The organism is Halorubrum lipolyticum DSM 21995, assembly GCF_000337375.1.
In the GTDB taxonomy this organism is placed as follows: Archaea; Halobacteriota; Halobacteria; order Halobacteriales; family Haloferacaceae; genus Halorubrum; species Halorubrum lipolyticum.
The window spans coordinates 1-24678 of sequence record NZ_AOJG01000014.1; the positions used below are offsets into that span (position 1 = coordinate 1).

General features: G+C 70.7%; 24 protein-coding genes. 16 read left to right on the forward strand and 8 right to left on the reverse strand.

Annotation, left to right across the window (positions count from 1 at the left end; translation table 11 throughout):
- Positions 1–261 precede the first annotated feature (261 nt).
- Both C469_RS05915 and C469_RS05920 read left to right on the forward strand, forming a co-directional pair.
- Positions 262–1197: a thiazole biosynthesis protein gene (locus C469_RS05915; RefSeq protein ID WP_008004727.1), complete on the forward strand. Its 936-nt coding sequence runs from the start codon at positions 262–264 to the stop codon at positions 1195–1197.
- A gap of 81 nt (positions 1198–1278) precedes the next feature.
- The gene (locus tag C469_RS05920) at positions 1279–1764 is read left to right on the forward strand and encodes a metal-dependent hydrolase (protein ID WP_008004730.1); all 486 of its coding nucleotides are present in this window, start codon (positions 1279–1281) and stop codon (positions 1762–1764) included.
- A gap of 40 nt (positions 1765–1804) precedes the next feature.
- On the opposite strand, the gene C469_RS05925 is transcribed toward C469_RS05920, so the two are convergent.
- Both C469_RS05925 and C469_RS05930 read right to left on the reverse strand, forming a co-directional pair.
- Complete coding sequence (locus tag C469_RS05925) at positions 1805–3424, reverse strand: flippase (protein WP_008004732.1); 1620 nt, start codon at positions 3422–3424, stop codon at positions 1805–1807.
- A 75-nt stretch (positions 3425–3499) separates the two neighbouring features.
- On the reverse strand, positions 3500–3883 hold the full coding sequence (locus C469_RS05930) for an FxLYD domain-containing protein (RefSeq protein WP_008004734.1): 384 nt from the start codon (positions 3881–3883) through the stop codon (positions 3500–3502).
- A 146-nt stretch (positions 3884–4029) separates the two neighbouring features.
- On the opposite strand from C469_RS05930, the gene pyk reads away from it, so the two are divergent.
- From pyk to C469_RS05955, 5 genes are all read left to right on the forward strand, one after another.
- Positions 4030–5787 (forward strand): pyruvate kinase, encoded by a 1758-nt coding sequence (gene pyk, locus C469_RS05935; RefSeq protein ID WP_008004736.1) that lies wholly within the window; start codon positions 4030–4032, stop codon positions 5785–5787.
- Between the two features lie 51 nt (positions 5788–5838).
- Complete coding sequence (locus tag C469_RS05940) at positions 5839–6090, forward strand: DUF7312 domain-containing protein (RefSeq protein WP_008004738.1); 252 nt, start codon at positions 5839–5841, stop codon at positions 6088–6090.
- 102 nt (positions 6091–6192) lie between these two features.
- Positions 6193–6813 (forward strand): NfeD family protein, encoded by a 621-nt coding sequence (locus C469_RS05945; protein ID WP_008004740.1) that lies wholly within the window; start codon positions 6193–6195, stop codon positions 6811–6813.
- Positions 6814–7299: 486 nt separating this feature from the next.
- Entirely contained in the window at positions 7300–7770 is a 471-nt protein-coding gene (locus C469_RS05950; protein WP_008004741.1) for a Rieske (2Fe-2S) protein, read from the forward strand.
- Positions 7771–7849: 79 nt separating this feature from the next.
- Positions 7850–8869, forward strand: a complete 1020-nt coding sequence (locus C469_RS05955) for a hypothetical protein (protein ID WP_049911081.1) — start codon at positions 7850–7852, stop codon at positions 8867–8869.
- Between the two features lie 10 nt (positions 8870–8879).
- Here C469_RS05955 and C469_RS05960 read toward each other — a convergent pair whose 3' ends face one another.
- Positions 8880–9326, reverse strand: coding sequence for a DUF5788 family protein (locus C469_RS05960; RefSeq protein WP_008004743.1), 447 nt, complete (start codon positions 9324–9326; stop codon positions 8880–8882).
- An 83-nt stretch (positions 9327–9409) separates the two neighbouring features.
- Between C469_RS05960 and C469_RS05965 the strand changes: the two genes are divergently transcribed.
- Positions 9410–10165 carry a YkgJ family cysteine cluster protein gene (locus C469_RS05965; protein ID WP_008004744.1) on the forward strand — a complete coding sequence of 252 codons (756 nt, stop codon included), beginning with the start codon at positions 9410–9412 and terminating at the stop codon, positions 10163–10165.
- A gap of 139 nt (positions 10166–10304) precedes the next feature.
- On the opposite strand, the gene C469_RS05970 is transcribed toward C469_RS05965, so the two are convergent.
- Together C469_RS05970 and C469_RS05975 are read right to left on the reverse strand one after the other, a co-directional pair.
- Entirely contained in the window at positions 10305–11402 is a 1098-nt protein-coding gene (locus tag C469_RS05970) for a bactofilin family protein (protein WP_008004745.1), read from the reverse strand.
- A 38-nt stretch (positions 11403–11440) separates the two neighbouring features.
- Positions 11441–13033, reverse strand: a complete 1593-nt coding sequence (locus tag C469_RS05975; RefSeq protein ID WP_008004746.1) for a cytochrome P450 — start codon at positions 13031–13033, stop codon at positions 11441–11443.
- Positions 13034–13126: 93 nt separating this feature from the next.
- Here C469_RS05975 and C469_RS05980 point away from each other — a divergent pair, with 93 nt between their 5' ends.
- Both C469_RS05980 and C469_RS05985 read left to right on the forward strand, forming a co-directional pair.
- Positions 13127–13777: a helix-turn-helix domain-containing protein gene (locus C469_RS05980; RefSeq protein ID WP_008004748.1), complete on the forward strand. Its 651-nt coding sequence runs from the start codon at positions 13127–13129 to the stop codon at positions 13775–13777.
- A gap of 59 nt (positions 13778–13836) precedes the next feature.
- Positions 13837–14253 carry a TRAM domain-containing protein gene (locus C469_RS05985; protein WP_008004750.1) on the forward strand — a complete coding sequence of 139 codons (417 nt, stop codon included), beginning with the start codon at positions 13837–13839 and terminating at the stop codon, positions 14251–14253.
- Between the two features lies 1 nt (position 14254).
- Here the strand turns inward: C469_RS05985 and C469_RS05990 are convergent, their stop codons facing one another.
- Both C469_RS05990 and C469_RS05995 read right to left on the reverse strand, forming a co-directional pair.
- Positions 14255–15025, reverse strand: a complete 771-nt coding sequence (locus C469_RS05990) for a class I SAM-dependent methyltransferase (protein WP_008004751.1) — start codon at positions 15023–15025, stop codon at positions 14255–14257.
- A 75-nt stretch (positions 15026–15100) separates the two neighbouring features.
- On the reverse strand, positions 15101–15493 hold the full coding sequence (locus tag C469_RS05995) for a PPOX class F420-dependent oxidoreductase (RefSeq protein ID WP_008004752.1): 393 nt from the start codon (positions 15491–15493) through the stop codon (positions 15101–15103).
- Between the two features lie 152 nt (positions 15494–15645).
- On the opposite strand from C469_RS05995, the gene C469_RS06000 reads away from it, so the two are divergent.
- The 4 genes from C469_RS06000 to C469_RS06015 all read left to right on the forward strand — a co-directional run bounded on the left by C469_RS06000 (position 15646) and on the right by C469_RS06015 (position 18246).
- The gene (locus C469_RS06000) at positions 15646–15918 is read left to right on the forward strand and encodes a MarR family transcriptional regulator (RefSeq protein ID WP_008004753.1); all 273 of its coding nucleotides are present in this window, start codon (positions 15646–15648) and stop codon (positions 15916–15918) included.
- Between the two features lie 109 nt (positions 15919–16027).
- Positions 16028–17041, forward strand: a complete 1014-nt coding sequence (locus tag C469_RS06005) for a glycosyltransferase family 2 protein (protein ID WP_008004754.1) — start codon at positions 16028–16030, stop codon at positions 17039–17041.
- A gap of 73 nt (positions 17042–17114) precedes the next feature.
- A complete protein-coding gene (gene hisF, locus C469_RS06010; RefSeq protein ID WP_008004755.1) occupies positions 17115–17933 on the forward strand; it encodes an imidazole glycerol phosphate synthase subunit HisF in 819 nt (272 codons plus the stop codon).
- A gap of 118 nt (positions 17934–18051) precedes the next feature.
- Complete coding sequence (locus tag C469_RS06015; RefSeq protein ID WP_008004756.1) at positions 18052–18246, forward strand: DUF7511 domain-containing protein; 195 nt, start codon at positions 18052–18054, stop codon at positions 18244–18246.
- A gap of 690 nt (positions 18247–18936) precedes the next feature.
- Here the strand turns inward: C469_RS06015 and C469_RS06020 are convergent.
- Positions 18937–21075, reverse strand: a complete 2139-nt coding sequence (locus tag C469_RS06020; protein WP_008004757.1) for a hypothetical protein — start codon at positions 21073–21075, stop codon at positions 18937–18939.
- A gap of 103 nt (positions 21076–21178) precedes the next feature.
- Between C469_RS06020 and C469_RS06025 the strand changes: the two genes are divergently transcribed.
- Both C469_RS06025 and C469_RS06030 read left to right on the forward strand, forming a co-directional pair.
- Positions 21179–23461: an alpha-amylase family glycosyl hydrolase gene (locus C469_RS06025; protein ID WP_008004758.1), complete on the forward strand. Its 2283-nt coding sequence runs from the start codon at positions 21179–21181 to the stop codon at positions 23459–23461.
- A gap of 78 nt (positions 23462–23539) precedes the next feature.
- The gene (locus C469_RS06030; protein WP_008004760.1) at positions 23540–24634 is read left to right on the forward strand and encodes a TrmB family transcriptional regulator; all 1095 of its coding nucleotides are present in this window, start codon (positions 23540–23542) and stop codon (positions 24632–24634) included.
- The last annotated feature ends 44 nt before the right edge of the window (positions 24635–24678 follow it).

The window sequence follows — 24678 nt, forward strand, 5'->3', positions numbered from 1 at the left end:
GAGAGCTTCGCTCTCTCGTCATCGCCGGAAATCGGAGATTTCCGGCTAGCAGTCAGAACGCTCTGCGTTCTGACGACATCGCCGGAAATCGGAGATTTCCGGCTAGCGGCCAGACTCCAGAGGAGTCTGGCAACATCACGAGACGCCTTCGGCGTCTCGAACGACAGCGAGCGTGCGCCCGCCTCGCGGCTGGGGCTTTGGAGTGGTTCACCGCGTATCGACCGCAACGCCTTTCACTACTTAGTAATACTACCGAGTTGTATGCACGGATTCGACGGCTTCGCGGACGTGAGCGAGACTGATGTAACAAAAGCGATCGGCAACGAGTGGACAGACGGGTTCCTCGATTACACGGATTCGGAAGTGATCATCCTCGGCGGCGGCCCGTCCGGCCTGATGGCGGCCAAGGAGCTGGCCGAGCGCGGCGTGAAGGTGATGATCGTCGAGAAGAACAACTACCTCGGCGGCGGCTTCTGGCTCGGCGGGTTCCTGATGAACACGGTGACGGTCCGGGATCCCGCACAGGAGATCCTCGAGGACCTCGACGTGGACTACGAGCCCGTCGACGACGTGGACGGGCTCTACACCGCCGCCGGCCCCGAGGCCTGCTCCGGGCTGATAAAGGCGGCCTGCGACGCCGGCGCGCGCGTCCAGAACATGACGGAGTTCACCGATCTGGTCGTCCGCGAGGACCACCGCGTCGGCGGGATCGTGATGAACTGGACGCCGGTCCACGCGCTCCCGCGCGAGATCACCTGCGTCGACCCGATCGCGGTCGAGTCCGACCTCGTGATCGACGCGACGGGCCACGACGCGGTCGCGATCAGCAAGCTCGACGAGCGCGGCGTTCTCTCCGCGCCGGGCATCGAGCACGCGAGGGAGCACAACACCGGGATGGACCAGACGGGAGACGGCGAGTACGGCGCCCCGGGCCACGACTCGCCCGGTCACGACTCGATGTGGGTCGGCGAGAGCGAGGACGCCGTGGTGGAGCACACCGGCGTCGTCCACGACGGCCTGATCGCGTCGGGGATGGCGGTCGCGACCGCCCACGGCCTCCCGCGGATGGGGCCGACGTTCGGCGCGATGCTCGTCTCGGGGAAGCGCGCCGCGCAGGTCGCCCTCGACGAACTGGGCGTCGACGGCCCAGAGGTCCGGCTCTCCGCGGGCGACGCGCCCGCGCCGGCCGACGACTGACGTCCGGGTCAACGGTCCGGACGGGAGCCGATCGGTCCGCCCCGGCGACGCCTTTTTATTCGATATGAGCGGATACCGAGCATGTACTGGCGCGGACACGTCGGCATCGCCCTGCTCGCGTACGCCCCCGTCGCGGGGGCGACGCTGGCGATCGGCGAGCCCGAACTGACGCTCCTCGGCGGCGCTCTCGCCGTCGGTGCCGCCACGCTCCCCGACGCCGATCACCGGCTCCCGATCTCGCATCGCGGGCCGACGCACACCCTCGCGTTCGCGGTCACCGTCGGTCTGCTCGCTGGTGCCCTCGCGGCGGCCGCGTTGGCCGTCGGCGGCGCCGGTCGCGGGCTCCCGGAGTGGACGCCCGCGTTCGTCGGCGGCGCGGTGACGCTGTCGCTGTGTTCGCACATCGCCGGAGACGCCATCACCCCGATGGGGATCCGCCCCTTCAGACCGCTGTCGACGGCGCACTACTCGCTCGATCTGACGCCCGCGAAGAACCCCCGAGCGAACCGGATGTTCCTCGTCGTCGGAGTCCTCTCGACGGCGGTCGCCGTGGGCGTGACCCACTGAGAGGGGGCCGTCGCGTCACGCTCGGCGTCGCCCGATTCCGCTACGGCTCGGAGGCGCGTCGGACCCGATCGACGACCGACTGCGGAACGACGTGTTCGGCGATTTCGACGTCCGCGGGGGTGACGACGCCGAGCGACCGCCCGGCGAGAGCGTAGGTACCGACGACGACGAGGGGAAGTACGACGGCCACGACCAAGTCACTCGACACGAGCGTGACGACCAGCGCGCCGGTCGCGAGAGCGGGAAGCCACGCGGCGACGACGAGACCGAGCTCACGCGTGAACGGGTGGATTCCGCGGTAGTGGTACACCTCGAGGAGCGCGGCGACCCCGGAAAGCGTCAGGGCGAGCATCGTTCCGAGCCCCGCGCCGAGGATACCGTACCGCGGCACCAGCAGGACGCTGAACACGAGGTTGGCGACCAACAGCAGCGCGGAGTTGAGAAACACCAGCCGGGAGTAGCCGAGCCCCTGGAGCAGCGCGCCGTCGGGGCCACCCGCCGTGACGCTCACCAAGTAGCCGACGATCAGGGCGAGAACGACGCCGCTCGCGGCCGTGTACTGCGGGGTGAACACGAGGGAGAGATACGCGTCGGCGCCGAGCACGAGGACGGCGGCCGCCGGCAAGGAGAGGGCGAGCACCCACCGCGTCGCGGTCTGATACCGCTCGGCGATCGCGTCGCCGTCCCGCCGCCGCTCGGCGATCAGCGGCTTGAACACGGGCGCGAGCGACGAGAAGAAGACGAGGAGATTCGCCGCGAGCATGTATCCGATCCGGTAGATACCCACGTCGTCCGAGGACATGAAGTACCCGACGACGAAGTAGTCGACCTGTCCCATCACCACGAAGATGACGCCCGCGAGCGCGAGCGGTACGCCGTACCAGAGGATCTCGCGGAGAGACGTGAACACCGTCTCGCCGCCTTTCAGCACGTTCCGTCGTGTCAGTAAGACGACACCGAGGAGTATCCCGAGGACGAGACCGATGACGTAGCCGCCGACGATCCCGACGAGGCCGAAGCCGACGAGCAGCAGCCCGACCGTCGCGAGCAGTCGCACCGTCGGTCTGGTGATATCGCGGACGTACACGCGGTACCTGAGTCGCTTGATACCGCTGTACGACGCCATCAGCCCGTTAAAAACCGCCAGCAGCGGGAGCGCGACGGAGAGCATTCGGAGCCCCGTCGCGACGCCCGGTTCGTCGAACGCCGCCGCGAGCGCGTCCGCGGCGACGAACACGCCGATCCCCGTCACCGTGGAGGTCAGAAGCAGGAGACCGAACACCTGTATCGTCAGGCCGCGGGCCCGGCCGGGCTCGCCGCGGTCGAGATACTGCGGGACGAAGTAGTCGATCGCGCGGTGTAACCCCGCGCTGGCGAACACCTGTGTGAGGTGAAGTACCGACGTCGATAGCACGAACAGCCCGTAGACGCCGGGACTCACGAGCCGAGTGATCACGGCGACGACGAGGAACCCGAACCCCTTCTTGATCAGTTCGCCGGCGAACGTGACGCCGCCCTGCTCCGCCATCGTTTGGTCCCCGACGTTCGAGGGCGGCATCGACGTGTCCGTCGTGTCCTCTCGCACCTCGGTGGAGGGGTTCGGGCCCGACTGCGACTCCGCGGCGTCGACGGTCACGTCCGGCGCCCGCCCGTGCGTCACGACCCGTACCCCGGGCGCGCAGATCGTTCACCGGGGTGCGAGCGAGTTCCGGCGGCGGCGGCAGTACGGTCCATGTTAGGGGTTTCTGACGACTTCGGCCTCGTGGTCGGCGACGAGCGCGGCCCGTTCACCGACCTCGGGAAAGACGACGGTGAACTCCCAGCGGTCGCCTTCGGAGACGTCCGGCACCTGTTCGATCGTGGTGTCCAACGACTCGTCGTCCGCGTCGAAAAAGCGGACCCGCACCTCCAGGTACGTGATCTCCTCGTCGCTGGTCCGCTCGATGAGGCCCTCGACGGCGACCGACTCGTCGTCGGTCCCCTCGTGTTCGCGCACGAGCTCGCTCCTGACGACCCGCGCTCGTGGCTCCAACAGCTCGTCGTCCGAGTCGTCGCTACACCCGGCGGTGGCGAGCGACGCGGCGACCGCGACCGCGGTGAGGAGACGGCGGCGGCGCATCCGTCTCGGCTCTCGGAGGCGGGAGAAATAAAACGGTACTTCCCGGCCTCAATTGCGGTTCCGGTACGGGCACAACCATCACGAACGTTCACTCGGTGGCGACTCAACCGTGTGGCTTTTTCCGCCCCTGCGCCGAATCCGGCGATATGCGAAACGCCAAGATCGTCTGTACGATCGGTCCCGCCTCGGACGACCGGGACACGATCCGCGACCTCGCCGACGCGGGGATGTCCGTCGTCCGGCTGAACGCGAGCCACGGGACGACGGACCACCGCGAGGAGGTCATCGAACGCGCCCGCGCCGTCGACGACGAGACCGACGACCCCCTCGCGGTGATGGTCGACCTGAAGGGCCCGGAGGTCCGCACCGCCGAGATCGAGGGCGCGGTCTCGCTCGCGACCGGCTCCGAAGTGACGTTCGTCGAGGGCGACGACGCCACCCCCGAGCGCGTCGGGCTCACCCACTCCATCGCGGCCGCGGGTCCGGGCGACACGATCCTCCTCGACGACGGCCGGATCGAGTGCCGGGTCGAGCGCGTCGACGGCGAGTCGGTCGTCGCGACCGTCGTCTCCGGCGGGAAGCTCAGCTCGCGGAAGGGCGTCAACCTCCCGGGCGTCGCCATCGACGTGGACCTCATCACCGCGGAAGACGAGGCCGAGCTCGACCTCGCGGCGCGGGCGAACGCCGACTTCGTCGCGGCCTCCTTCGTGCGCAACGCCGACGACGTGTACCAGATCGCGGACGCGCTGGAGGAGCGCGGCGGCGGCGACATCCCGATCGTCGCGAAGATCGAGCGGGCCGGCGCGGTCGAGAACCTCGACGGGATCGTCGACGCCGCCGACGGCGTGATGGTCGCCCGCGGCGACCTCGGCGTGGAGTGCCCGCTGGAGGACGTGCCGGTCATTCAGAAACGGATCATCCGGAAGTGCGTCAACGCGGGCGTCCCCGTCATCACCGCGACGGAGATGCTCGACTCGATGGTCCACTCGCGTCGGCCCACCCGGGCCGAGGCATCCGACGTCGCCAACGCCGTGCTCGACGGCACCGACGCCGTGATGCTGTCGGGCGAGACCGCCATCGGCGACGACCCCGTCAACGTCGTCGAGACGATGGACCGGATCGTCAGGCAGGTCGAGTCCAGCGACGAGTACGCGGAGACGCGCGAACAGCGCGTCCCGACCGCCGCGGAGGGCTCCCGGACCGAGGCGCTGGCCCGCTCCGCGCGCTACCTCGCGCGCGACATCGGCGCCTCCACCGTGGTCGCCGTCTCGGAGTCCGGGTTCACCGCCCGCAAGACCGCGATGTTCCGGCCGGGCGTCCCGGTCGTCGCGACGACGCCGAACGACCGGGTCCGCCGCCAGCTCGCGCTCTCGTGGGGAGTCCGTCCCGTCCTGACCGAGTACGCCCACGACATGGAGACGATCCTCGACAACGCGGTCGACGCCGCGCTCGACACCGGCGGGGCCGCCTCCGGCGACACCCTCGTCGTGCTCTCCGGCATGCTGACCGAGTTCGAGGGGACGAACACGACCAACACGCTCAAGGTCCACGTCGCCGCCGAGACGCTGGTGACCGGCAAGGCGGTCGTCGCCGGCCGCGTCGCGGCCCCCGTCTATCGCACAGCCGACGGCGACCTGAGCGACGTTCCCGACGGTTCGATCGTCGCGCTCGGTCCCAACTTCGAGGGCGAGTTCACCGGCGACCTCGACGCGCTCGCCGGGATCGTCGACGCCCGCGAGGGGATGACGGGGTACCCGGCCGTGGTCGCCCGCGAGCTCGGCGTTCCGATGGTCTCCGGCGCGCGCCTCCCCGAGAGCGTGACCGACGGGACCGTGGTGACGGTCGACGGCGAGCGCGGCGTCGTCTACGACGGCGACGTGATCGCGGCGGCGCGGCAGCGGTAGAGCGCCGTCCCGCCCGCCAGCCATTTACTGGTGAGCCCCGTAGCGGCGTGTATGAGCAGCGACGACGGCAGAGACCGCGACGACGTTCGGAGTCGGGCCAACGAGACCCGGTCGGACGACGAGGGTGACGACGAGAGCCAGTGGCGGTTCGCCGTCGACGACGTGGGGCCGGACGGCGTCACCGAGGACACCCACACGCCCGAGAGCGAACCGATCGAACCCGGCTCGATCGAGGCCGAACACGCCGTCTTCGTCGCGCTGGGGGTCGCGCTCACCGTGGGCGTCCTCTTCGTCGGGTTCTGATCGGTCGGCGCTCCCCTCCGCCGGACGTCCATTCCGCCCTCCTCTCGTCCCTCCCCATCCTCCCGTACCACCACTTATACCGCCGCGGCCGTACGTCCGGACATGGACGTGCTCGTGCAGTCCGGACTGGTCTCCCCGGACACGCTGCCCCTGCTGTTGTTGACGGCCGGGCTGTTGCTCTCGATGGCGGAGGCGCTCGCGCCGGGCGCGAACTTCATCGTGGTCGGCATCGCGCTGATCGGAGCGGGGCTCGGCGGCCTCCTCCTTACGTCGCTCGGGGTCGTCGGCTCGGGGCTGGTCCTCGTCATGGCGCTCCTTACGCTCCTCTTCGGCGCGGCGGCCTTCTACGGCTACCACGAGTTCGACCTCTACGGCGGGAAGGGCCAACAGCAGACGAGCGACAGCAACGCGCTGAAGGGGAAGACCGGCGTCGTTACCGAGGAGGTGACTACCGCCGGTGGCGAGGTGAAGCTCTCCGGCGGCGGCTTCAATCCCAACTACTCCGCGCGCTCGATCGAGGGCACGATCGAAGAGGGCGAGGAGGTGATGGTCGTCGACCCCGGCGGCGGCAACGTGGTCACCGTGGAGTCGATGGGGTACGTCGAGGACGACATCGATAGGGAGCTCGCCGCGGACAGGGCGCGGAAGGAAGCCCAGCGGGAGGCCGAAGCGAACGCGGAGGACGACGAGCGAGAGACGGAGACCGAAACCGAACGCGGGTGACCGCGACTGTGAGGGAGATCCGGTGTATAAACGTCTGAGCGGCGGCGACGATCGCTTATAAGGAGACTACGCGGTGGCGCGCCTCCGAGCGGGCCATCGGCCCGCGAGGAGCCCGCGAGGGAGTCGCTGGCGCCGACGGCGCCAGCGACGAGGCTGGGGAGGTGAGAGGTGCGGTGCAGTTGCGGGGCGGGGTGGGACTCAAAGGGGCAGTCGCCGGGGGCGGCGCAGGCGACGTAAGCACCGCAGGAACGAGTGGAGCGAGTGACGAGGAGCGCAGCGAGCGTGCGCCGCCCCCGGCGACTGGGGCTTTGGAGATGTTCACCGCCAGATCGCTATCAACGACTTATAAACGAGCGGCTGGGGCTTCGGAGGTCTTCGTCGTCGATCTCCGGTCAATTACTTATAAGCGACCGACCGGGCGTCAGGAATCGTCACAGAGCCCTGCGCTATCGATCAGTTGAAACGCGCCGCCGGCCACGAACGCGTATGGACGCGGACCGCCGGATCGCCGCCGTCGAGGAGGTTCCCGAGGACAGCACGCTGCTCGTGACGCTGCGGCCGGTCGACGCCGACGCGGTCGACGACGGCGACGGCGACGTGGGCGAGGCCGAGGACGGGACGCCCGAGGCCGAAGCGATCCTCACGCGGGCTGCCGGCGACGTGCGCGCGTTCCGCAACTACTGTCAACACTGGACCGACGTGCGCCTCGACAAGGACGACGGCGCCTTCGTCCGCAACGGCGAGGTGTTCTGCCAGAAGCACGGCGCCACCTTCGAGGCCGACGGCGGCTACTGCAACTTCGGCCCCTGCGAGGGCGCCGTCTTGGAGTCGGTCGACGTGAGCGTCGACGGCGACGCGGTGTACCTCGCCGACGACGCCTACGAGTTCGTCCGGCTCGGCCACTCGAACCGCGACGGCGACGCCGGGGACTCCCGGATCGACTTCACGGGGAACTGAAACCGAGGACGAAGCCGGAGACGAAAACGACTCTTTGAGCAACGCCGGCGCATTTATCCGGGGGCGACGAACGAGGCGTATGAGCGATCCGAAGCCCTCTCGAGGTCGACTGCTACCCTCCCGACGCCGGGTGCTCGTCGGCGGCCTGGCCGCGGCGGCGGGCGCGGTCGCCGGCTGTCTCGACGGGTCGGTGACCGGCGGCCCCGCGGACGACGGCGACGACCGGGTCCTCGCGCTCGCGCTCCACGACGCGGGGGAGACGCTCCGAGACGGCGCCGTCCGCGATCTCGCGGAGACCGACCCGGGGTGGGACGAGGCGGCATTCGCGGCCGCCCGCGACGGCGAGGAGTACACCACGCAGTACCGGAAGCCGTTCCCGTCGGCGGCCGACGACCCGACGTACGCCGTCCGCGAGGGGACGTACTACCGGCTGGACTCCGTCATCGTCGACGAGGCGGAAGCGACCCGCCCCGTGCTCCGCCTGTTCGACGTCGACGGGAGCGAGAGCGGCGACGGTGAGGGAGCCGACGCGGTCGAGAACGAGGCGCTCCCGGAGGGCGACCGCAAGGCCGTCGAGAGCGCGCACCGCTCGGCGCGGGCGCGGGGCAACTCGGGCGGCGTTCCGGTCGGACTGGTGGAGCGCGGCGGCTACGTCTACCGCGACGCGGACGCGATCGACGCGAGCGAGCTCCTCGCGGCGGAGGGTCCGGACCGCGTCGCGTACCGCGACACCGTCTATCGGGTCGAAGTCGCCCGCGAGCGGTTCTACGAGCCGGTGTTCCGCGCCGTCGCCGAGCCGGTCGCGGAGTCGCCGGAGCGGATGGAGGCGATCCTCCGAGCGCACACGGTCGGCGCGCGACTCACCGCCGACGACCTCTCGGCCGACGCACGGGAGGTGATCGAGGCCGCCAGACGCGGCGGATACGAGGAGTCGCATCCGTACTCGGACGGGTACGCGGAGCTGCTTCGGGCGTTTCACGAGCGCCCGTACCTCGACGGCAACGTCCGAAAGGACGCGGGGTGGAGCGAGTCGGGCTCGGAGCGGGTCCGCTACGAGGGCCGGTACTACGACTACCGGCTTCGGTTCGAGCCGGCCTGACGCCGCTTCGTCAGAACCGCGTCCGACCGCTCGCCCCGCCCGCGTCGTCCCGACCGAGCGCCTTCTTTAAGAAGCTCATCCAGCGCTTGCGGTCGGCCGCCTCCTGTCGTTTCGCCTCCGTCTCCGGGTCGGCCGCGTCGAGCCCCTCCAAGGCGTCGAGCGCGCGGTCGATCCCGATGATCGACGCCGCCAGCTCCTCGCCCTCGGCGTAGCTCACCTCGTTCTCCTCGATGGGTTCGAGCCGCTCCAAGCGCTCGCGCCGGAGGTTCCGCTTCGCCTGCTCGACCCGCTCGCGCTCGCCGGGCGGGACCGTGTCGCGGCGCTTGATCTCGAAGACGAACGACCGCAGCTCGATCGGCTCCTCCTGGATCTCGATCTCCTCCGGGATCTCCGCGCCCACCGTCGCCGCCTCGCGGTTGACGCGTTCGAGGAGCCCCTTCCGCTCGTACTCCTTCACGCCCGCTCGGTACGAGGCGGTCGCACTTCGCTCCTTCGCCCCAGAAGGGACGGCGTTAACCCGACCGCGCCGCAAGCGTTCCCATGGAATCGCTCGAAGCCGAGCTCGAACGCGCCCGCGACCTCGACGCCGACGGGCTCGCCGACGCCATCGAGTCGATCGGCTTCGAGTGCACGCGCTGTGGCGGCTGCTGTACGGGCTACGCCCCCGACGAGCCGGGTGGCGCGCCGGCCGGTGAAGGCGCCGACGACGACGAGTCCGGGGACCCCGCCGACCGCGAGCCCCACACGGCCACCGTCTTCCCGGACGAGGTCCGGGAGGTCGCAGCCGCGGCCGAAGCGCGGTTCGGCGAGTCGTACGACTGGCGCGACGCCGCCCGCCCGATGCCGTTCGGGCTCTCGGCCGGCGACGACGGCGAACCCGCGGGCGAGACGTTCGAGTGGGCGCTCGCGACCGACGACTGCGGCGACTGCACCTTCTACGAGGAGACGGACGGACGGGGGGCCTGTACCGTGCACGACGCCCGACCGCTCATCTGTCGGACCTACCCGTTCAGCGTCGCCTTGGAGGGGACGAGCCAGCCGATGGGCGAGGCGGTCGACGCCGAGGGCGTCGTCCGCGCCCACGAGTGCGAGGGGCTCGGCCGCGACATCTCCCGCGAGGACGCCGAGGCGCTGGCCGCGTCGCTCAAGGAGCGCGCGGTCCGCGAGTTGGAGGAGGCGATCGGCGTGCGCGACGGCTACGACCCGACCGCGGCCGAGCGCGCCGATGGCGCGGCGGTCGTCTTCGACTCCGAGGGCCCGAAGGAGGCGGACGGGACGCCGATCGACGGCGACTGACGGAACCGTACTGGAACGCCGGAGCGTTCATCGAGAACGGTTCGGCGACCCGAAAAAACGTCTTGGTGCGCTGGCAGCAGGTGCCGGAGGCGGGAGCGACGGCCGAGCGGGCGGGCCGGGGCGGAGAGCGGAGCCCCGATCAGTCCACCTCGACCGGGTCGCCGTCGGAGACGATCTGTTCGCTCCGACCTCGATACCGGTCCCGGAGCCCGAGCGCGAGCGCGCCGAGCCCGAACAGCAGGGCGAGCAGGTCGACGAGCCCGCCGACCCACGGGACCAGCCCGATCAGGGCGACGCCGACGACGCCGAGCAGGAGCGCGACCCACCGATTCGGCCTGGCGAGCCGGCCGAGCACCCACGAGCCGAGGGCGTACCGGCCGTAGACGGAGCCGACCCAGAGCGCGACGACGTAGGCCGCGACCCCGACGAGCGCCAGCGGAATGCCGACGACCGTGATCGCCACGAGAGCCAGGACGATCGGGGCGACGATCAGCGCGAGGAGCCCGACCCCGCCGCTGGCGAGGGGTCCCTCGCCGACTCGGTCCGCGACGTCGCGCGAGAACCGGGGGAACGCGAGCAGGAGGACCGCGCCCAGCGCGAGGTTGACGGCGACGCCGTACGCGGATCCGAACCACGACGGGACCAGGTCACCGCCGAATCCGACCCCGGTGTCACCGCGGAGGCTCGCGTCCTCCACGACGCCGCCGGCGACGGTCGCGTCCGGGCTCCGGGTGAATTCGTCGGCGTCGTATCGGAACTCGCCGCCGACGTCCGCGCTGGGGCCGATGACGACCGAGTCGGCGGCCGCGCGAACGTCCCCGCCGACCGCGCCGTCGACGGTGATCGAGCCCGCGCCGGCGTCGAGCGAGCCGTCGATCCGTCCCGTCTCCGTCAGCTCGAAGGAGCCGGCACCGATCTCGGCGTCCCCGCCGACCGCGCCGTCGACGACGACGGTCCCGGCGGCGGCCCGGACGTTCCCGTCGACCCGACCCGTCTCCGCGATCCGGATCGAGCCGGCCGCGCCGGAGAGGTCGCCCTCGACGGTGCCGCGGACGACGATCGTGGCCGCTGCGCCCTCCACGCTGTCGACCGTCTCTCCCTCGTCGACGACGATGGCTCCGGACGCGCCTTGAACCGACTGGGCGGTCGCGAGCCCCGTCGCAAGCGGCGAGAGGAGCGCCGCGAGCGCGAGCGCGACAGCGATGCGACGGCGAGTGCTGCTGTCTGAGAGGACCATACGCGGGGGATCAGTGTCGAAGTACATATGTTTATTTGTTAACTGGTATCGATCGGTTCGTCCGGGCTGGGCGACAGTTCGTCCGGGCCGAGCGCCTCGTCTCGCACGTGGACGCACACGCGAACCGGGCCGTCCGGGCGGGTGTTCGCGCTCGCCCGCACCGACAGCTCCGCCGTCGCCGGCTCCAGTCGTGCCCGGCGGAGCAGCGTCCCGATCGCGAGGCGGAGTTCCTGCCGCGCGAAGCGCATCCCGATGCAGTGACGCGGCCCCCCGCCGAACGGGAAGAAGGCGTGCTCGGGACGCGCTCCCGTCGCCGGACCGGGGGCGTCGTCGCCGTGAACGACCCCGCCGTCCTCGGCCTCGCAGAGCCAGCGCTCGGGGCGGTACGTCTCGGGGTCGTCCCACCACCGCCCGTCGCGGTGGACCGCCCACGGCGAGAGCGTGAGCACGACGCCGGCCGGGACGCAATACCCGCCGAGCGCGACCGATTCGGTCGGTTCCCTGAAAAAGGAGTGGACCGGGGGGTACAGGCGGAGCGCCTCGTCGACCGCCGCGGTCAGCGCCGGGCACGCTCGGAGGTCGGCGGGGGTCGGGTCGCCGTCGAGCGCCGCGACCTCCGCGTGGACCCGATCCTGGAACTCGGGGGTATCGGCGAGGCAGTAGAGCGCGTACGTCAGCCCGAGCGCGCTCGTCTCGTGGCCGGCGAACAGGAACGTCACCGCGTTGTCGACGACCTCGTCGTCGTCGAGCGCCCCCAGTTCCGCGGCCGCGACGAGGGTGCCGAGGAGGTCGTCCGCCGCGCCCGGATCGGCGGGCGGTCCGGCGGCGCGCCGGTCCGCGACGAGATCGCGTATCGCCTCGCGCAGGGCGTCCAGACGCCGACGGTACCGGCGGTTCGTCGGAGTCGGGAGCCACTCGGGCAGGAACGAGGTCGGCCGACGCGTGTCGAACCGATCGGTGATGGCCGCCGCCGCCGCCCGAACGGTCTCGCGCTCGCGCTCGATGTCCCTCCCGAGCAGGCTCTCGGCGAGGACGGCGAACGCGTACTCGGTCGACGCCGCGTGGAGGTCGACGACCTCGCCGTCTTCCCACGAAGCCGCCGTCGCGCGGGCGTGTTCGACCATCGAGTCGCCGTAGGCGGCCACTCGGTCGCGGAAGAACGCCGAGCGGATCGCCGTTCGCTGCTCGCGCCACGCCTCTCCTTCGGCGAGGAACAGCCCGTCGCCGAGGAGGGCACCGAGCTGTTCGCGGGGCATCTCGCCTTTCACGAACCGGTCGTGGTCCTCGACGAGGATCCGCCCGATCGCCTCGGGATCGGTCACGAGGTAGCTCTCCGTACCGAACACGTCGTAGCGAACGATCCCGCCGTGCTCGGCGGACCGGCGTTCGTAGAACGCGAGCGCGTCGCCCGCGAGCTCGTGGACGTTCCCGATCAGGGGGAGGCCGCCGGGGTCCGGCGGCGGCGGGGCGTCCGCGATACCGACGTCGGCGGTGTCTGTCGCGTCGGTCGCGTCGGTCGCGTCGGTCGCGTCGGTCACGTCGATCGCGTCGGTGTCGACGGCGGCGGCCCGTTCGTCGCTGTCAGACGGTCGTGCTCGCTCGCTGTCGGAGCTGGTGGCCGGGTCGGGCATACGAATCGATCGGGGCCGCACGCCGCTGAGCTTTGACACGGATCAGTCCGTGTGTTTTTAAGATTGAAATGGCGGGCGAACGCCACGAGTCGTATGCGATACGTTCGCGTGGAATTCACGTTCCCGCCGGCGGTCCGGCACCCGATGCACGACTTCCTCGACGAGGGCGACGGGTGGCGGACGGAGCTGTTGACGTGGCGGCGACTCCCCGACGAGACCCTCGTCACGCTGTTCCGCGTCGTTGCCCCCCGGGAGCGGTACCTCGAACGGTTGCGGACCGTCGAACCGATCGACCGCTTTGAGACGGCGCCGGGGGACGAGGCGTTCTACCTCAAGGCGTACGAGCGGCTCGGCGGGCCGCTGGAGGCGTTCCTCGGCGCGTTCGAGGACACGGAGTTCCTCTCCGTCCCGCCGGTCGTGTACCGGTCGGGCGGCCGGCTGTCGTTCGGACTGATCGGCCCGCCGAACCAGTTGCGAGACGCGCTCTCCGCCATTCCGGAGCCGATCGAGGTCACGATCGAACGGGTCGGATCGTACGGCGGGGGCAGGCGGTTGGCCGGTGTCGGCCTCACGGAACGGCAGCGAGCGGCGCTCCGGGCCGCGCGCCGCGTCGGATACTACGACGTGCCGCGGACCGGGTCGGTCGCCGACGTGGCCGCGGCCGTCGAGAGCTCGCCGTCGACGGCCGGTGCCCACCTGCGCAAGGCCGAGGCGGCGCTGGTCGACGCCTACCTCGACGAGTGACCCGACCCGTCGGCGGTACAACTATACTGGTCCGTCTCCACGTTTCGCTGGAGTCTACTATGGAGATCTCAGAGAAGCTCCTTTGTCTGTTCAGCGCCGACGTTCGCGAGGAGGACGGCGAGTACGTCGTGGAGGTCCCGCGACGCGAGGTCGAGGCCGGAGCGCTGGAGCCGGGCGAGACGTACCGCGTCGCGTTCATCTCCCGGTCAGAGTCCGAGACGGACGAGACGGCCGACAAGAGGGTCGACGCCTCGGCGTCCCGCGCCGACGACGGGCCGCAGCCCCCTGTCGAGCCCGGCGAGATGCGTTACGTCGAGATCGAGGACCTCGGGAAGCAGGGCGACGGGATCGCCCGCGTCGAGCGGGGGTACGTGATCATCGTCCCGGACACGGAGGTCGGCGAACGGGTGAAGATCGAGGTAACGGAGGTCAAATCGAACTTCGCGGTCGGCGAAGTCGTCGAGGAGTCGGCCTAGCTCACTCGGCGGCGCCCGCGTCGTTTTCCGCGTCCGCGGAAGCCGCCGAACCGCCCTCGTCTGCGGGGACCCGAGCGTCCCAATAGGAGACGGACGCCACGTAATCTCCCGGAACGGTGTCGCCGACGAGCTCGTCGATCGCCCGGAACGGCTTCGCGACGGGGCCCGGCAGCTCTCGGTAGAAGCCGTACGGGAGCACGAAGTCGTGTTCCTCGCCGGCGAGCGTCAGGTCCGCCGCGCGGAGCATGTCGACGACCTGGCGCTCGGAGTAGAGCCGGGACCCCATCGGGAGGAGCCACGTGTACAGCGTCCGCAGGCTGCGGCTGTTGAAGGTGTCGAAGAACACCTGATCGGCGCTGACGCGGCGCAGCTCCCTGAGGAACGGCGCCGGGTCGTCCATCAGGTGGAAAAACCGCATCGCGACCACCGTGTCGAAGTGGTCGTCCGGGAACGGGAGCCGGGAGGCGTCGCCGCGGACGAACTCCACCGTGTCAGACAGACCGGCAGCAGACGCTTTCTTACGGCCCTGTTCGAGCATCTCGCGGGAGATGTCGATCCCGACGATCTCGGCGCCCCGGTCAGCGAGCATCGTCGTGAACCGGCCGGTGCCGCAGGCGACCTCCAGCACGCGGTGTCCCGTCTCGATCGGTCCGAGCGCCGAGAGGACCGCCTCCTTCTCGCGTCGGTCGATGAGCTCCCCGCCGCCGGAGAACCGTACGTCCTCGTACTCCTCCGCGACCTCGTCGGCCTGGTACCAGTCCTGTCCCTTCACGTTGTCCGTACTGTACGCCCGACCGACAAAACCGTACTGGATGCGGTCGGCGAGTCGGTCGACGACTCGGTCCGATCACCCGCTCGTCGTGACGTTCTCGGCCGGGATCTTCACCAGCACCCGCGGACCGGACTCCTCGCCGTGATGCGGGTACTCGTCGACGCCGAAGTACCGCCGCGCGAGCTCGTCGATGTGCTCGGTCGCCCCCTCCTCGGTGAGCTCCGCCTCGCCGCGCACCGAGACGTACCGATACGGGTCCGTCGGGTCGAGCACGCTCACTCCCACCTTCGGGTTCCGGCGGACGTTCCGCTCCTTCCGGCGACCGCGGGCCGTGTTGACGAGCACGTACTCGCGGTCCTCGTGGTCCACCCACACCGGCGTCACGTGCGGCGTTCCGTCCGGCATCACCGTCGCGAAGTGGGCGTACGACTCGGCCTCGAAGATGTCGACGTGGGACTCGGGGATCATCGACCGATCGGACGCGCCGCCGCGTCAAAATACGCATGATCGATCGGGATTGACGGATAGCCGAGCTGTGATATTAACACATTATATTATCCCAATCAGATTGCCCTATATGTAGCCAACCTTTACCAATAGGCGCGGGTTCCACATGAGACATGAGTACCAGTCCCGCGGAGACCGCTGACCAGGACCGCCTTTCGGAATCAGAGTACCGCGACCGCTTACGCGAACTCCCCCCGAGCGCCAAACTCGTCGCGAAGGTGCTGGAGGGCGACGCCCCCCTCTCGCAGGGCGGCCTCGCCGACGAGTCCCTGCTTCCCGACCGGACCGTCCGCTACGCGCTCAACCGCTTAGAGGAGGAAGGCCTCGTCGACTCCCGCTACAGCTTCAAGGACGCGCGCAAGCAGGTGTACTACCTGACCGTCTGAACGCTCGTCGACCGGACCGTCTGAACGCTCGTCGATTGATTCTCGGCTCGGCCGCGCGGTCGACCCCGCACGGAGTCCTTTTTAATCCCTCGTCCCGATACCCGACCGTATGGAGCTCTCGGTCGTCGTACCGACCCTTAACGGGCGGGACCGGTTGGCCGCCTGTCTCGACTCGCTGGCGACGCACGCCCCCGAGGCGGAGGTGATCGTCGCCAACGGCCCCTCCGCGGACGGGACGACCGGGATGGTACGCGACCGCGACGACGTGGACGTGCTCGTGGAGATCTCCGACCGCACGGTCAACGTCGCCCGCAACGCCGGCATCGAGGTCGCCACCGGCGACGCGGTCGCCCTCGTGGACTACGACAACCGGATCGCGGAGGGGTGGCTCGGCGCCGTGCGGGCCGGGCTCGACGACGCGGACGCCGTGACGGGGCCGGTGACCCCGATCGAGCCGGATGGCGGACGCGGCGGCGAAGACCGGGACGACGTGGAACGGGACGACGAGCGTCGCACCGACGACGAGCACGACGACGAACGCGACGACGACGAACGCGACGGCCCGGAGCGCCGGACGATCGCGGGCACCGAAGTGACCTACTTCGAGGGCGGCAACGTCGCCTTCCGGCGAGACGCCCTCCGGGACTTGGACGGCTTCGACGAGTACCTCCGCACGGGGGGCGCGCGCGACGCGGCCCACCGGCTGGCGCAGATGGGCCGGACCGTGGCGTGGCGCGAGGACCTGGCGGTCGCCAAAGAGCTTCCGAGCCCGACGGCCGCCGACGGCGGGCGCACCGCCCGCGAGTGGGGGTGGAAGTACCGGGCGCTCGCCTACCGGCTCCTGAAGAACTACGGCGTCCGGCCCACCGTCCTCGCGCGGGCCGGGACGCACGCCGCGACGGACGCGTACGGGGCCGCCGGCGACGTGATCCGCGGCGAGTCGACTCCGTCGCGGTGGATCGCCACCGGCCGCGACGTGCTCGTCGGGCTCGCGGGGGGGAGCTCCGACGGGCTCGTCGCGCGGGGGCGCGACCGGAGCCCGGCGCGGAACCCGAACGGCATCTCGACGCGCGCCGACCGCGCCGTCGCGAAGTACGACCGACGGGAGCCGAAGGGGGAGTGAACGGGCGGCCGTTCGGACCGGCCGCTCGTCCCCGCGCCTTTTAACCTCCGCCGTCGTCTACGGCCGGTAACGAATGGGACTCACGAAGCGGATCATCCCCTGTATCGACGTCGACCTCGACGGCGACGGGGACGCGGCGGTGTACACGGGCGTCAACTTCGAGAACCTGGAGTACACCGGCGACCCGGTCGAGCTGGCGAAGAAGTACAACGCCGCGGGCGCCGACGAGTTCGTCTTCCTCGACATCACCGCGAGCGCGGACGGCCGCGAGACGATGCTCGACGTGGTGAACGCGGTCGCCGACGAGTGTTTCATCCCCCTGACGGTCGGCGGCGGCATCCGCACCAAGGCCGACATCAAGGAGACGCTCCGCGCCGGCGCGGACAAGGTGTCGATCACGACCGGCGCCCTCGAACGACCCGAGCTCATCGAGGAGGGCGCCGCGGCGTTCGGCAGCCAGTGTATCGTCATCTCCGTCGACGCGCGCCGCCGCCACGACGACGCGGGCGAGCACTTCTACGAGGACGCCGACGGCGAGACGGTGTGGTTCGAGTGCACCAAGAAGGGCGGCCGCGAGGGGACCGGCATCGACGCCGTCTCGTGGGCGAAGGAGGCCGAGGAGCGCGGCGCCGGCGAGCTGTTCGTCAACTCCATCGATATGGACGGGACGAAGGACGGCTACGACATCCCGCTGATGAAGGCGGTCTGCGACGCCGTCTCGACGCCCGTCATCGCCTCCTCGGGCTGTGGCTCCCCCGAGGACATGTACGACGTGTTCACCGAGGCGAACGCGGACGCCGGGCTCGCCGCCTCCATCTTCCACTTCGGCGACTACTCGATCGAGGAGACCAAAAAGTACCTCGACGAGCGCGGCGTTCCCGTCCGGTTGTAGTCGAACGGCCGTCAGTGTTACTCGGAACAAAAATAATAGCTGTTCACAACCACCGTTGTTTCCGATCATACCGATTGAAACCAACAGTTATTATGTCATGCCGAACGAATCGTGACGTATGTCCACGTCATCGACGCGCGTCCGCACCGAGCGGTCGGAGCTCGTCTGTAAGCGGACTGACGGCGACGCCGACGGCGACTCCGACGGCGGGGAGGTGACGTTCTTCGAGCGGGACCGCGATCCCGACGAGCGGACGACCCGGTGGATCACGGTCCGCGCGGCGGACTGCGTGCCGGCAGAGGAGTGGCGGTAGTCCGGCCCGTCGATTTTTACGTGTCCGCCGTAGGATACCGCGTCTAGCGAATGCTCAGCGCTCAGTTATAAGTGGTTTTTCGAGGGAGCGAGCGCGGACGCCGTCGAAGCCCCAGCCGCCTACGTATAAATCGCTGACACCGGGGCGACGACGAACACCTCCAAAGCCCCAGCCGCTCGCATATAAACGGATGTCTGCAGATCGACGGTAGCGACCTCCAAAGCCCCAGCCGCGACGACTCGGGGGCCTTGCTGTGCGCCTCGCTCAGTCGCTGACGCTCCTTCGCTGCGGTGCTTGCTGCGGCCACCTTCGTCCTCCCGGCTGCCCCTTTGAGTCCCACCCGCCCGCAACCGCACCGCCGGAAGACGGTCGCCTCGCTCCGCTCGGCGCTGCGACTTCCGTGCTCCCGCTCGCTCCCTCCGGTCGCTCGCGGGACCGCAGNGCTCCGCTCGGCGCTGCGACTTCCGTGCTCCCGCTCGCTCCCTCCGGTCGCTCGCGGGACCGCAGCCTCACGCCTCCCCAGCCTCGTCGGCCGGCCTCCGCTTCGCTCCGGCCGCCCGACTCCCTCGCGCGGTGCTGCTCGGCCGCGAAACGGCCTCGCAGGCACGCGCCACCGCATTCGGTTTATAAATCCGTACTGCGTCCACTCGCCGACTTTTAAATATCGCGGCGAAAGCGCGGTGCGTCGCGTCAGTCGTCGGCGGCGACGCGGTCGGCGAACTGCGGGAGCTCGGCGTCGAGCAGCGCCACGGTCGCCAGTCGGATCGCGTGGGGCCACCCGAGCGGCGTCGCGCTGTCGGGGGTCCCGTCGTCGAAGAACTGCTCGGGGAGGTAACTCGTCGGTTCACAGAGCGTCCCGCCGGGCGAGACGTGCGCGAGCAGCCCCCGGGCTCGCTCGGCCATCTCGCCCGCGCGGGGGTCGTCGCGGTCGGCGAGCAGCACGGCGAGCTCCGCGCAGGCGTTCGCGCCCCACGCCGTCGAGACCGTCCACACCTTCTCGGAGTGCTGGTCGGCCCGCCGCCAGCCGTCGCCCTCGTACCGGATCTGTCCGGAAATCTCGTCGCTCTCGTGCGCGAGCCCGTCGACGACCGTCTCGACGTGCGAGACCAGCCGGTCGAGGCGCTCGGCGTCGACTGCGCCGTTCCCGTCACCGCCCTCACCTTCGTCGCCGTCCCCGCCGAGCGCGTCGAAGGAGCGGTGCGCGCTCGCCAGCGACAGCGTCGAGGAGTCGAGCCGGTCGTCGATCGCGCCCTCGGGCGTCTCGCGGACCGCGTAACAGCCGCGCTCGGGCACCCAGAGGTCGTCGAGCGCGTCGTACACCCGCGTCGCCTGATCACGGGCGTGCGCGGCGAGGTCGTCGGAGAGGGCGGCGGTGTCCGGATCGGCGTCCGGACCGAGATCGGTCGCGTCGAGCCCCTCGCCGTGGAGCGCGAGCTCGCTGTACGCCTCCAGGAACGTCGCGGTCGTGTGCGCGAAGCGCCCGGCGCTGTCCTCCCACGCGTTCTGACAGACGACCGGCCGGCCGTCCGCCTCGAGGGTCTCGTCGAGCCCGGCGAGCGCGGCGACGAGGGTCTCGTCGAGCCCCTCGACGTCGACGCCCGCCGCGCGCGCCTGCGCGAGGTAGGCGATGACGCTGCCCGTCTGGTCGGCCTGGTAGTCCACGTCGGGGCCGTCCTCGATGCGCGCGTTCGCCCAGCCGGGGGCGAGCGCGCCGTTCCGCGGCCACACGCGGTGGGGCCACGATCCGTCGGGGCGCTGGGTGGCGACGTACATCTCGGCCGAGCGCGCGTGCCAGTCGTCGAGCCCGAGCCCGAGCCGGTCGTCGGCGCCGAGCGTGAACGTCGAGATCTCGGCGTCGTCGCGGAACCACGTGTAGCCGTAGCCGCCGGAGGTCGCGTAGAAGGGGTCGAAGTCGGGGCCGGCGATCCGGAGCCCGGACTCCGCGGAGAGCAGCGAGAGCACCCGGAGGTCGGCGACGACCGACTCCCGTGCCGGAGCCGACTCGGGGACCGAGGGGGTCGTCTCCCCCGCGGCCGCGGCGAGCGCGTCGGGGTCGTCGAGGTCCGCGAAGAGCCCGTCGAGCCGGTCGCGGGCCGCCTCGCGGGTCGTCTCCGCGCGGTCGGTCAGCAGGGTGGCGACGGTCGCGGCGCCGCCCTCGAAGGGAACGTCGGCGATGACCTCGCCGGAGAGGCGCTCCTCCTCGTAGCGGTCGCCGTCGCGGGCCCGGGGGAGGTCGGTGGGCGCGTCGTCGAGCAGTTCGGGGAACGTCGCCGGGAGCTGGCCGCGCAGGTCGGTGAAGCCGGTGGCGCTCGCGAGGAAGTCGTGCTCGTCGGCGTGGTACACCTCGACGGCGTCGTCGTACCGGAGCTGACCGACGCGGTCGTCGCGCCCGTCGGGCGCGAACCGGGCGTACACGACGAGCGAGAGGTCGTCGGGGTCGACGTTCGCGTGGCCGTCGTCGCCCACGTCGAGCATCGCGCGCGTGAGGTGGGCGTCGCCGAGCGTCGCGTCGCGTCTGGTCACCGTCGCGTGGTCCGTCTCGTGGACGGTCTCGATCAGGGTCGTGTCGCCGACGTAGCGCTGCTCGGTCGCGACCTCGTCGAGCCACGTGACCTCGTCGCCCACCGCGAGGCCGAGACGCGAGCGGACGAGCCCCGTCCGACCGGTCAGGGGGTAGCCGAAGTCGCGGAGTTCGCCGTCGGCGGCGACGTGGACGAGCCGCCCCTCGCCGCCCGAGAACCGACCGGTGACGGTTCGGCGTTCGCCGGGGAACCGGGTGTCGTGCCCGGTGTTGCGCTTGTAGTCGTCGAGCGCGTCGCGGAGTTGCATTACGCGAGTTAACGATCCCTCCGCGTATGAAGTTTTGGTGTAATTATTATTCGCGTGTTCACAGAACGGAAACCCTCAAGCCGGGGCGCCGCCGGGAACTCGTATGCACGAACCCGGACCGCCGCGCACGACGAGCGTCGGCGAATCCGTCGAGCTGGCTCCGCGGAGCCCCGATCCCGACGGGACCTACGAGTGGACGCTCCGCGACGCGCCGGCCGAGAGCGACGCGCGCGACGACGGGGACCCGGTTGGCGCGATCGGAGTCGGAGGAGTCGACGGCGGCGGGGAGGTCCTCATTCCGGGCCAGACGAGCCGCTCGGACGCGCCGGTCGTTCACCTCCGTCCCGACGCGCCCGGGACGTACGTCCTGACGCTCGACGCCCCGGACGGAACGCACCGTCAGCGCGTGCGCGCGTACCCCGACGAGCGCCGGTCGGTCGAGCTCCGCGTCGCCGCCGCGGACCTCCCGCTCGACGACGGCGACGTGGACCGCGTCTCGCTGATGTGGCCGCACAACGACCGCCTGCTCGCGCGCGACCGCCCCGAGCGCGACGGCGACGACTGGGTCTGCGAGGCCCGCGTCCCGCCCGGCCGTCACGGGTTCAGCTTCGTCGCGAACGACGACCCCGCGAACGAGCACCGCGACGAGGTGGCGGCGCCGGGCCCGGGCCGACCGCGCGTCTCGGTGTCGGCGACGGTGGTCGAGAGCGACGCCGACGCCGAGGAGGTCCGGATCGACGCCGACGCCGCGGCGCCGCCCGACCTCGACGCCGGGGGCGATACCGGGCGAAACGGGGGCGACTCACCGGTCGCCGTCGACTTCCTCGTCGACGACCGCGACGCGCCCCCCGAGGCGGTCGCGCGGATCGAGTCGCTGGCGGCGGGCGATTCCCTCTCGATCCCGGTCTCGGAGCTCCCTGACGACTGCCCTGGCGGGATCCGTATCCACGCCGTCCCGCACGGGGACCGGTACGGCGCGGCGGAGACGGTCCGGATCGAGCGGGACGAAAACGGTACTGTGACCGTTTCCGACCCCCACGCGCCCCCGGAGTGGGCCGACTCGCCGACGATCTACGAGGTCTTCGTCCGGTCGTTCGCCGGCGACACGCTCCCGACGACGTTCCGCGAGATCGAGCGCCGGGTCCCCTACGTCGAGAGCCTCGGCGTCGACGCGCTCTGGCTCACGCCCGTGCTCGCCTCGCCGACGGAGCACGGCTACCACGTCACCGACTACTTCGACACCGCCGCCGACCTCGGCTCGCGCGAGGCGTTCGAGTCGCTGGTCGCGACCTGCCACGAGGCGGGGATCCGAGTGATATTCGATCTGGTGATCAACCACACTTCCCGCGACCACCCCGCCTTCCAGATGCACGCCGCCGGCGTCGACGCGTACGCGGACCACTACCGCCGGGCCGACGGCGCCTTCGACGTGACCGACACCGACTGGGCGGAGCTCGCCGACGGCGACATGCCGGAGTACTACTTCAACTGGCGTCGGATCCCGAACCTCAACTTCGACAGCCCGACGGTCCGCGAGTGGCTGCTGGACGTGGTCAACGAGTGGAGCGCGGTCGTCGACGGCTTCCGCGCCGACGTGGCGTGGGGCGTTCCCCACGGCTTCTGGAAGGAGGTCGCCGAGCGCGTTCCCGACGACTTCCTCCTGCTCGACGAGACCCTCCCGCACGACCCCTTCTACGGCGAGGGGGAGTTCGACCTCCACTACGACACCTCGCTGTACGACGCGCTTCGAGACATCGGGGCGGGCGACGCGCCCGCGGACGCCGTCGCCGACGCGTTCGCCCGCGCCGAGTGGCTCGGGTTCGGCGACCCGAGCCTCCAGATGCGCTACGTCGAGAACCACGACGAGGAGCGCTACCTCGCCGAGTACGGCGGAGAGGCGCAGAAGGCCGCGGCCGCAACCGTCTTCACCCTGCCCGGCGCGCCGATGGTCTACGCCGGGCAGGAGCGCGGCAACGAGACGTATCGGGGACCGGTCCGCTGGCACGACGGCGACAACGCCCTCACCGACTTCCACCGCGACCTCGCGGCGCTCCGCGAGCGCGAACCGGTCCTCCGGAACGGCGCCGTCGAGTTCGAGGGGCGCGCCGCCGACGTGTCGGTCGTCGACGGCGACCCCGAGCGCGTGACGGCCTACGAGCGCACGCCGTCGACCGGCGGTTCCGAAGGTGACGAAGGGGAGGGCGACCCCCTCCTCGTCGTCGTCAACTTCGCGGACGCGCCGGCGACCGTGGAGGTCCCGTCGCGGTTCGAGACCGACCTGTTCTCGGCCGGCGGGTCCGCCTCGACCGGCGGGTCCGCCGCGGTCGGGGGACCCGCCGCGGTCGACGGGAGAGTCACGGTCGAGAGCGTCGCGGTCCTGCGGTAGAACGATCTCCCGGGCGCGCTCGCCGCGGCGGCGAGCGAGACGACCCTTATAAGTGGTCCCCTCGCGCATCTCCGTCATATGGACGACCGGACGCTGAACGATCTCCTCCGCCGGTTCGGGCTCTCGGACAAGGAGGTCGACACGTACCTCAGTCTCTTGGCGCACGGCGAGGCGAAGGCGAGCACCGTCGCCGACGCCGCCGGGGTGTCGAAACGCTACGTCTACAGCGTGAGCGAGTCGCTCGCGGAGCGCGGCTTCGTCGAGGTGAACGACCACGTCGTGCCGACGACGATCCGCGCGAACCCGCCGGACGAGGTCATCAACCGCCTGCGCTCGGACGTGGACGCGATCCGGCCCGGCTTAGAGGAGCGCTTCTCGCGGGTGGAGCGGCAGACCGAGCAGTTCGAGGTGATCAAGTCCCGGGTGACGGTGATAAAGCGGGTCCGGTCGCTGCTCGCGGACGCCGACTCGGAGGTGACGCTGTCGATCTCCGCGGACCACCTCCCCGAGATCCGCGACGATCTCGTCGAGGCGGTCGACCGCGGCGTCCTGGTGCTGCTCATCGTCTCCGGCGCCGACGAGGCGGCCGACGTCGAGGGGGGGCTCGACGGGGTCGCCAGCGTCGTCCGGACGTGGCGCGAGGCGATGCCGACGCTGCTCACCGTCGACTCCGCGGCCGGCGTCGTCGCCCCGCCCGAGCTGTTGCGGCGGTCCAACACCGACCGGCAGGCGATCCACTTCTCGCAGGAGCAGCTCGCGCCCGTGATCGTCGGCTCGTTCCTCGGGAACTACTGGCCGGCCGCGAGCGAGGTCGCGACCGCGCCGCCCGCGTCGCTCCCGGTCGAGTACGCGAACTTCAGGCACACCGTCTTCCAGGCCACGCTGCGGCTCCGGGCCGGGGAGACCCCCCGCGTCACCGTGGGCGGCCGGTGGACCGACGGCGACGAGCCGGCGGAGATCAGCGGCCGCGTCGTCGAGTCGAAACAGGGGATGGTGGAGCCGACGACCAACGAGTTCCCCGTCGAGCACTCGCTCGTCGTCGAGACCGACGACGGCGAGACCGTCACGGTGGGCGGGCAGGGCGCCTTCGTGGAGGACGTCGAGGCCGACCTCGTGCGGATCGAGGTGGACGACCAAGAGACCGACGAAACGGGCGCGACGGGCGAGGAGTGACGGCGAGACGGCACCGGGTCCGGTGCTGTCTCTTATACACATCT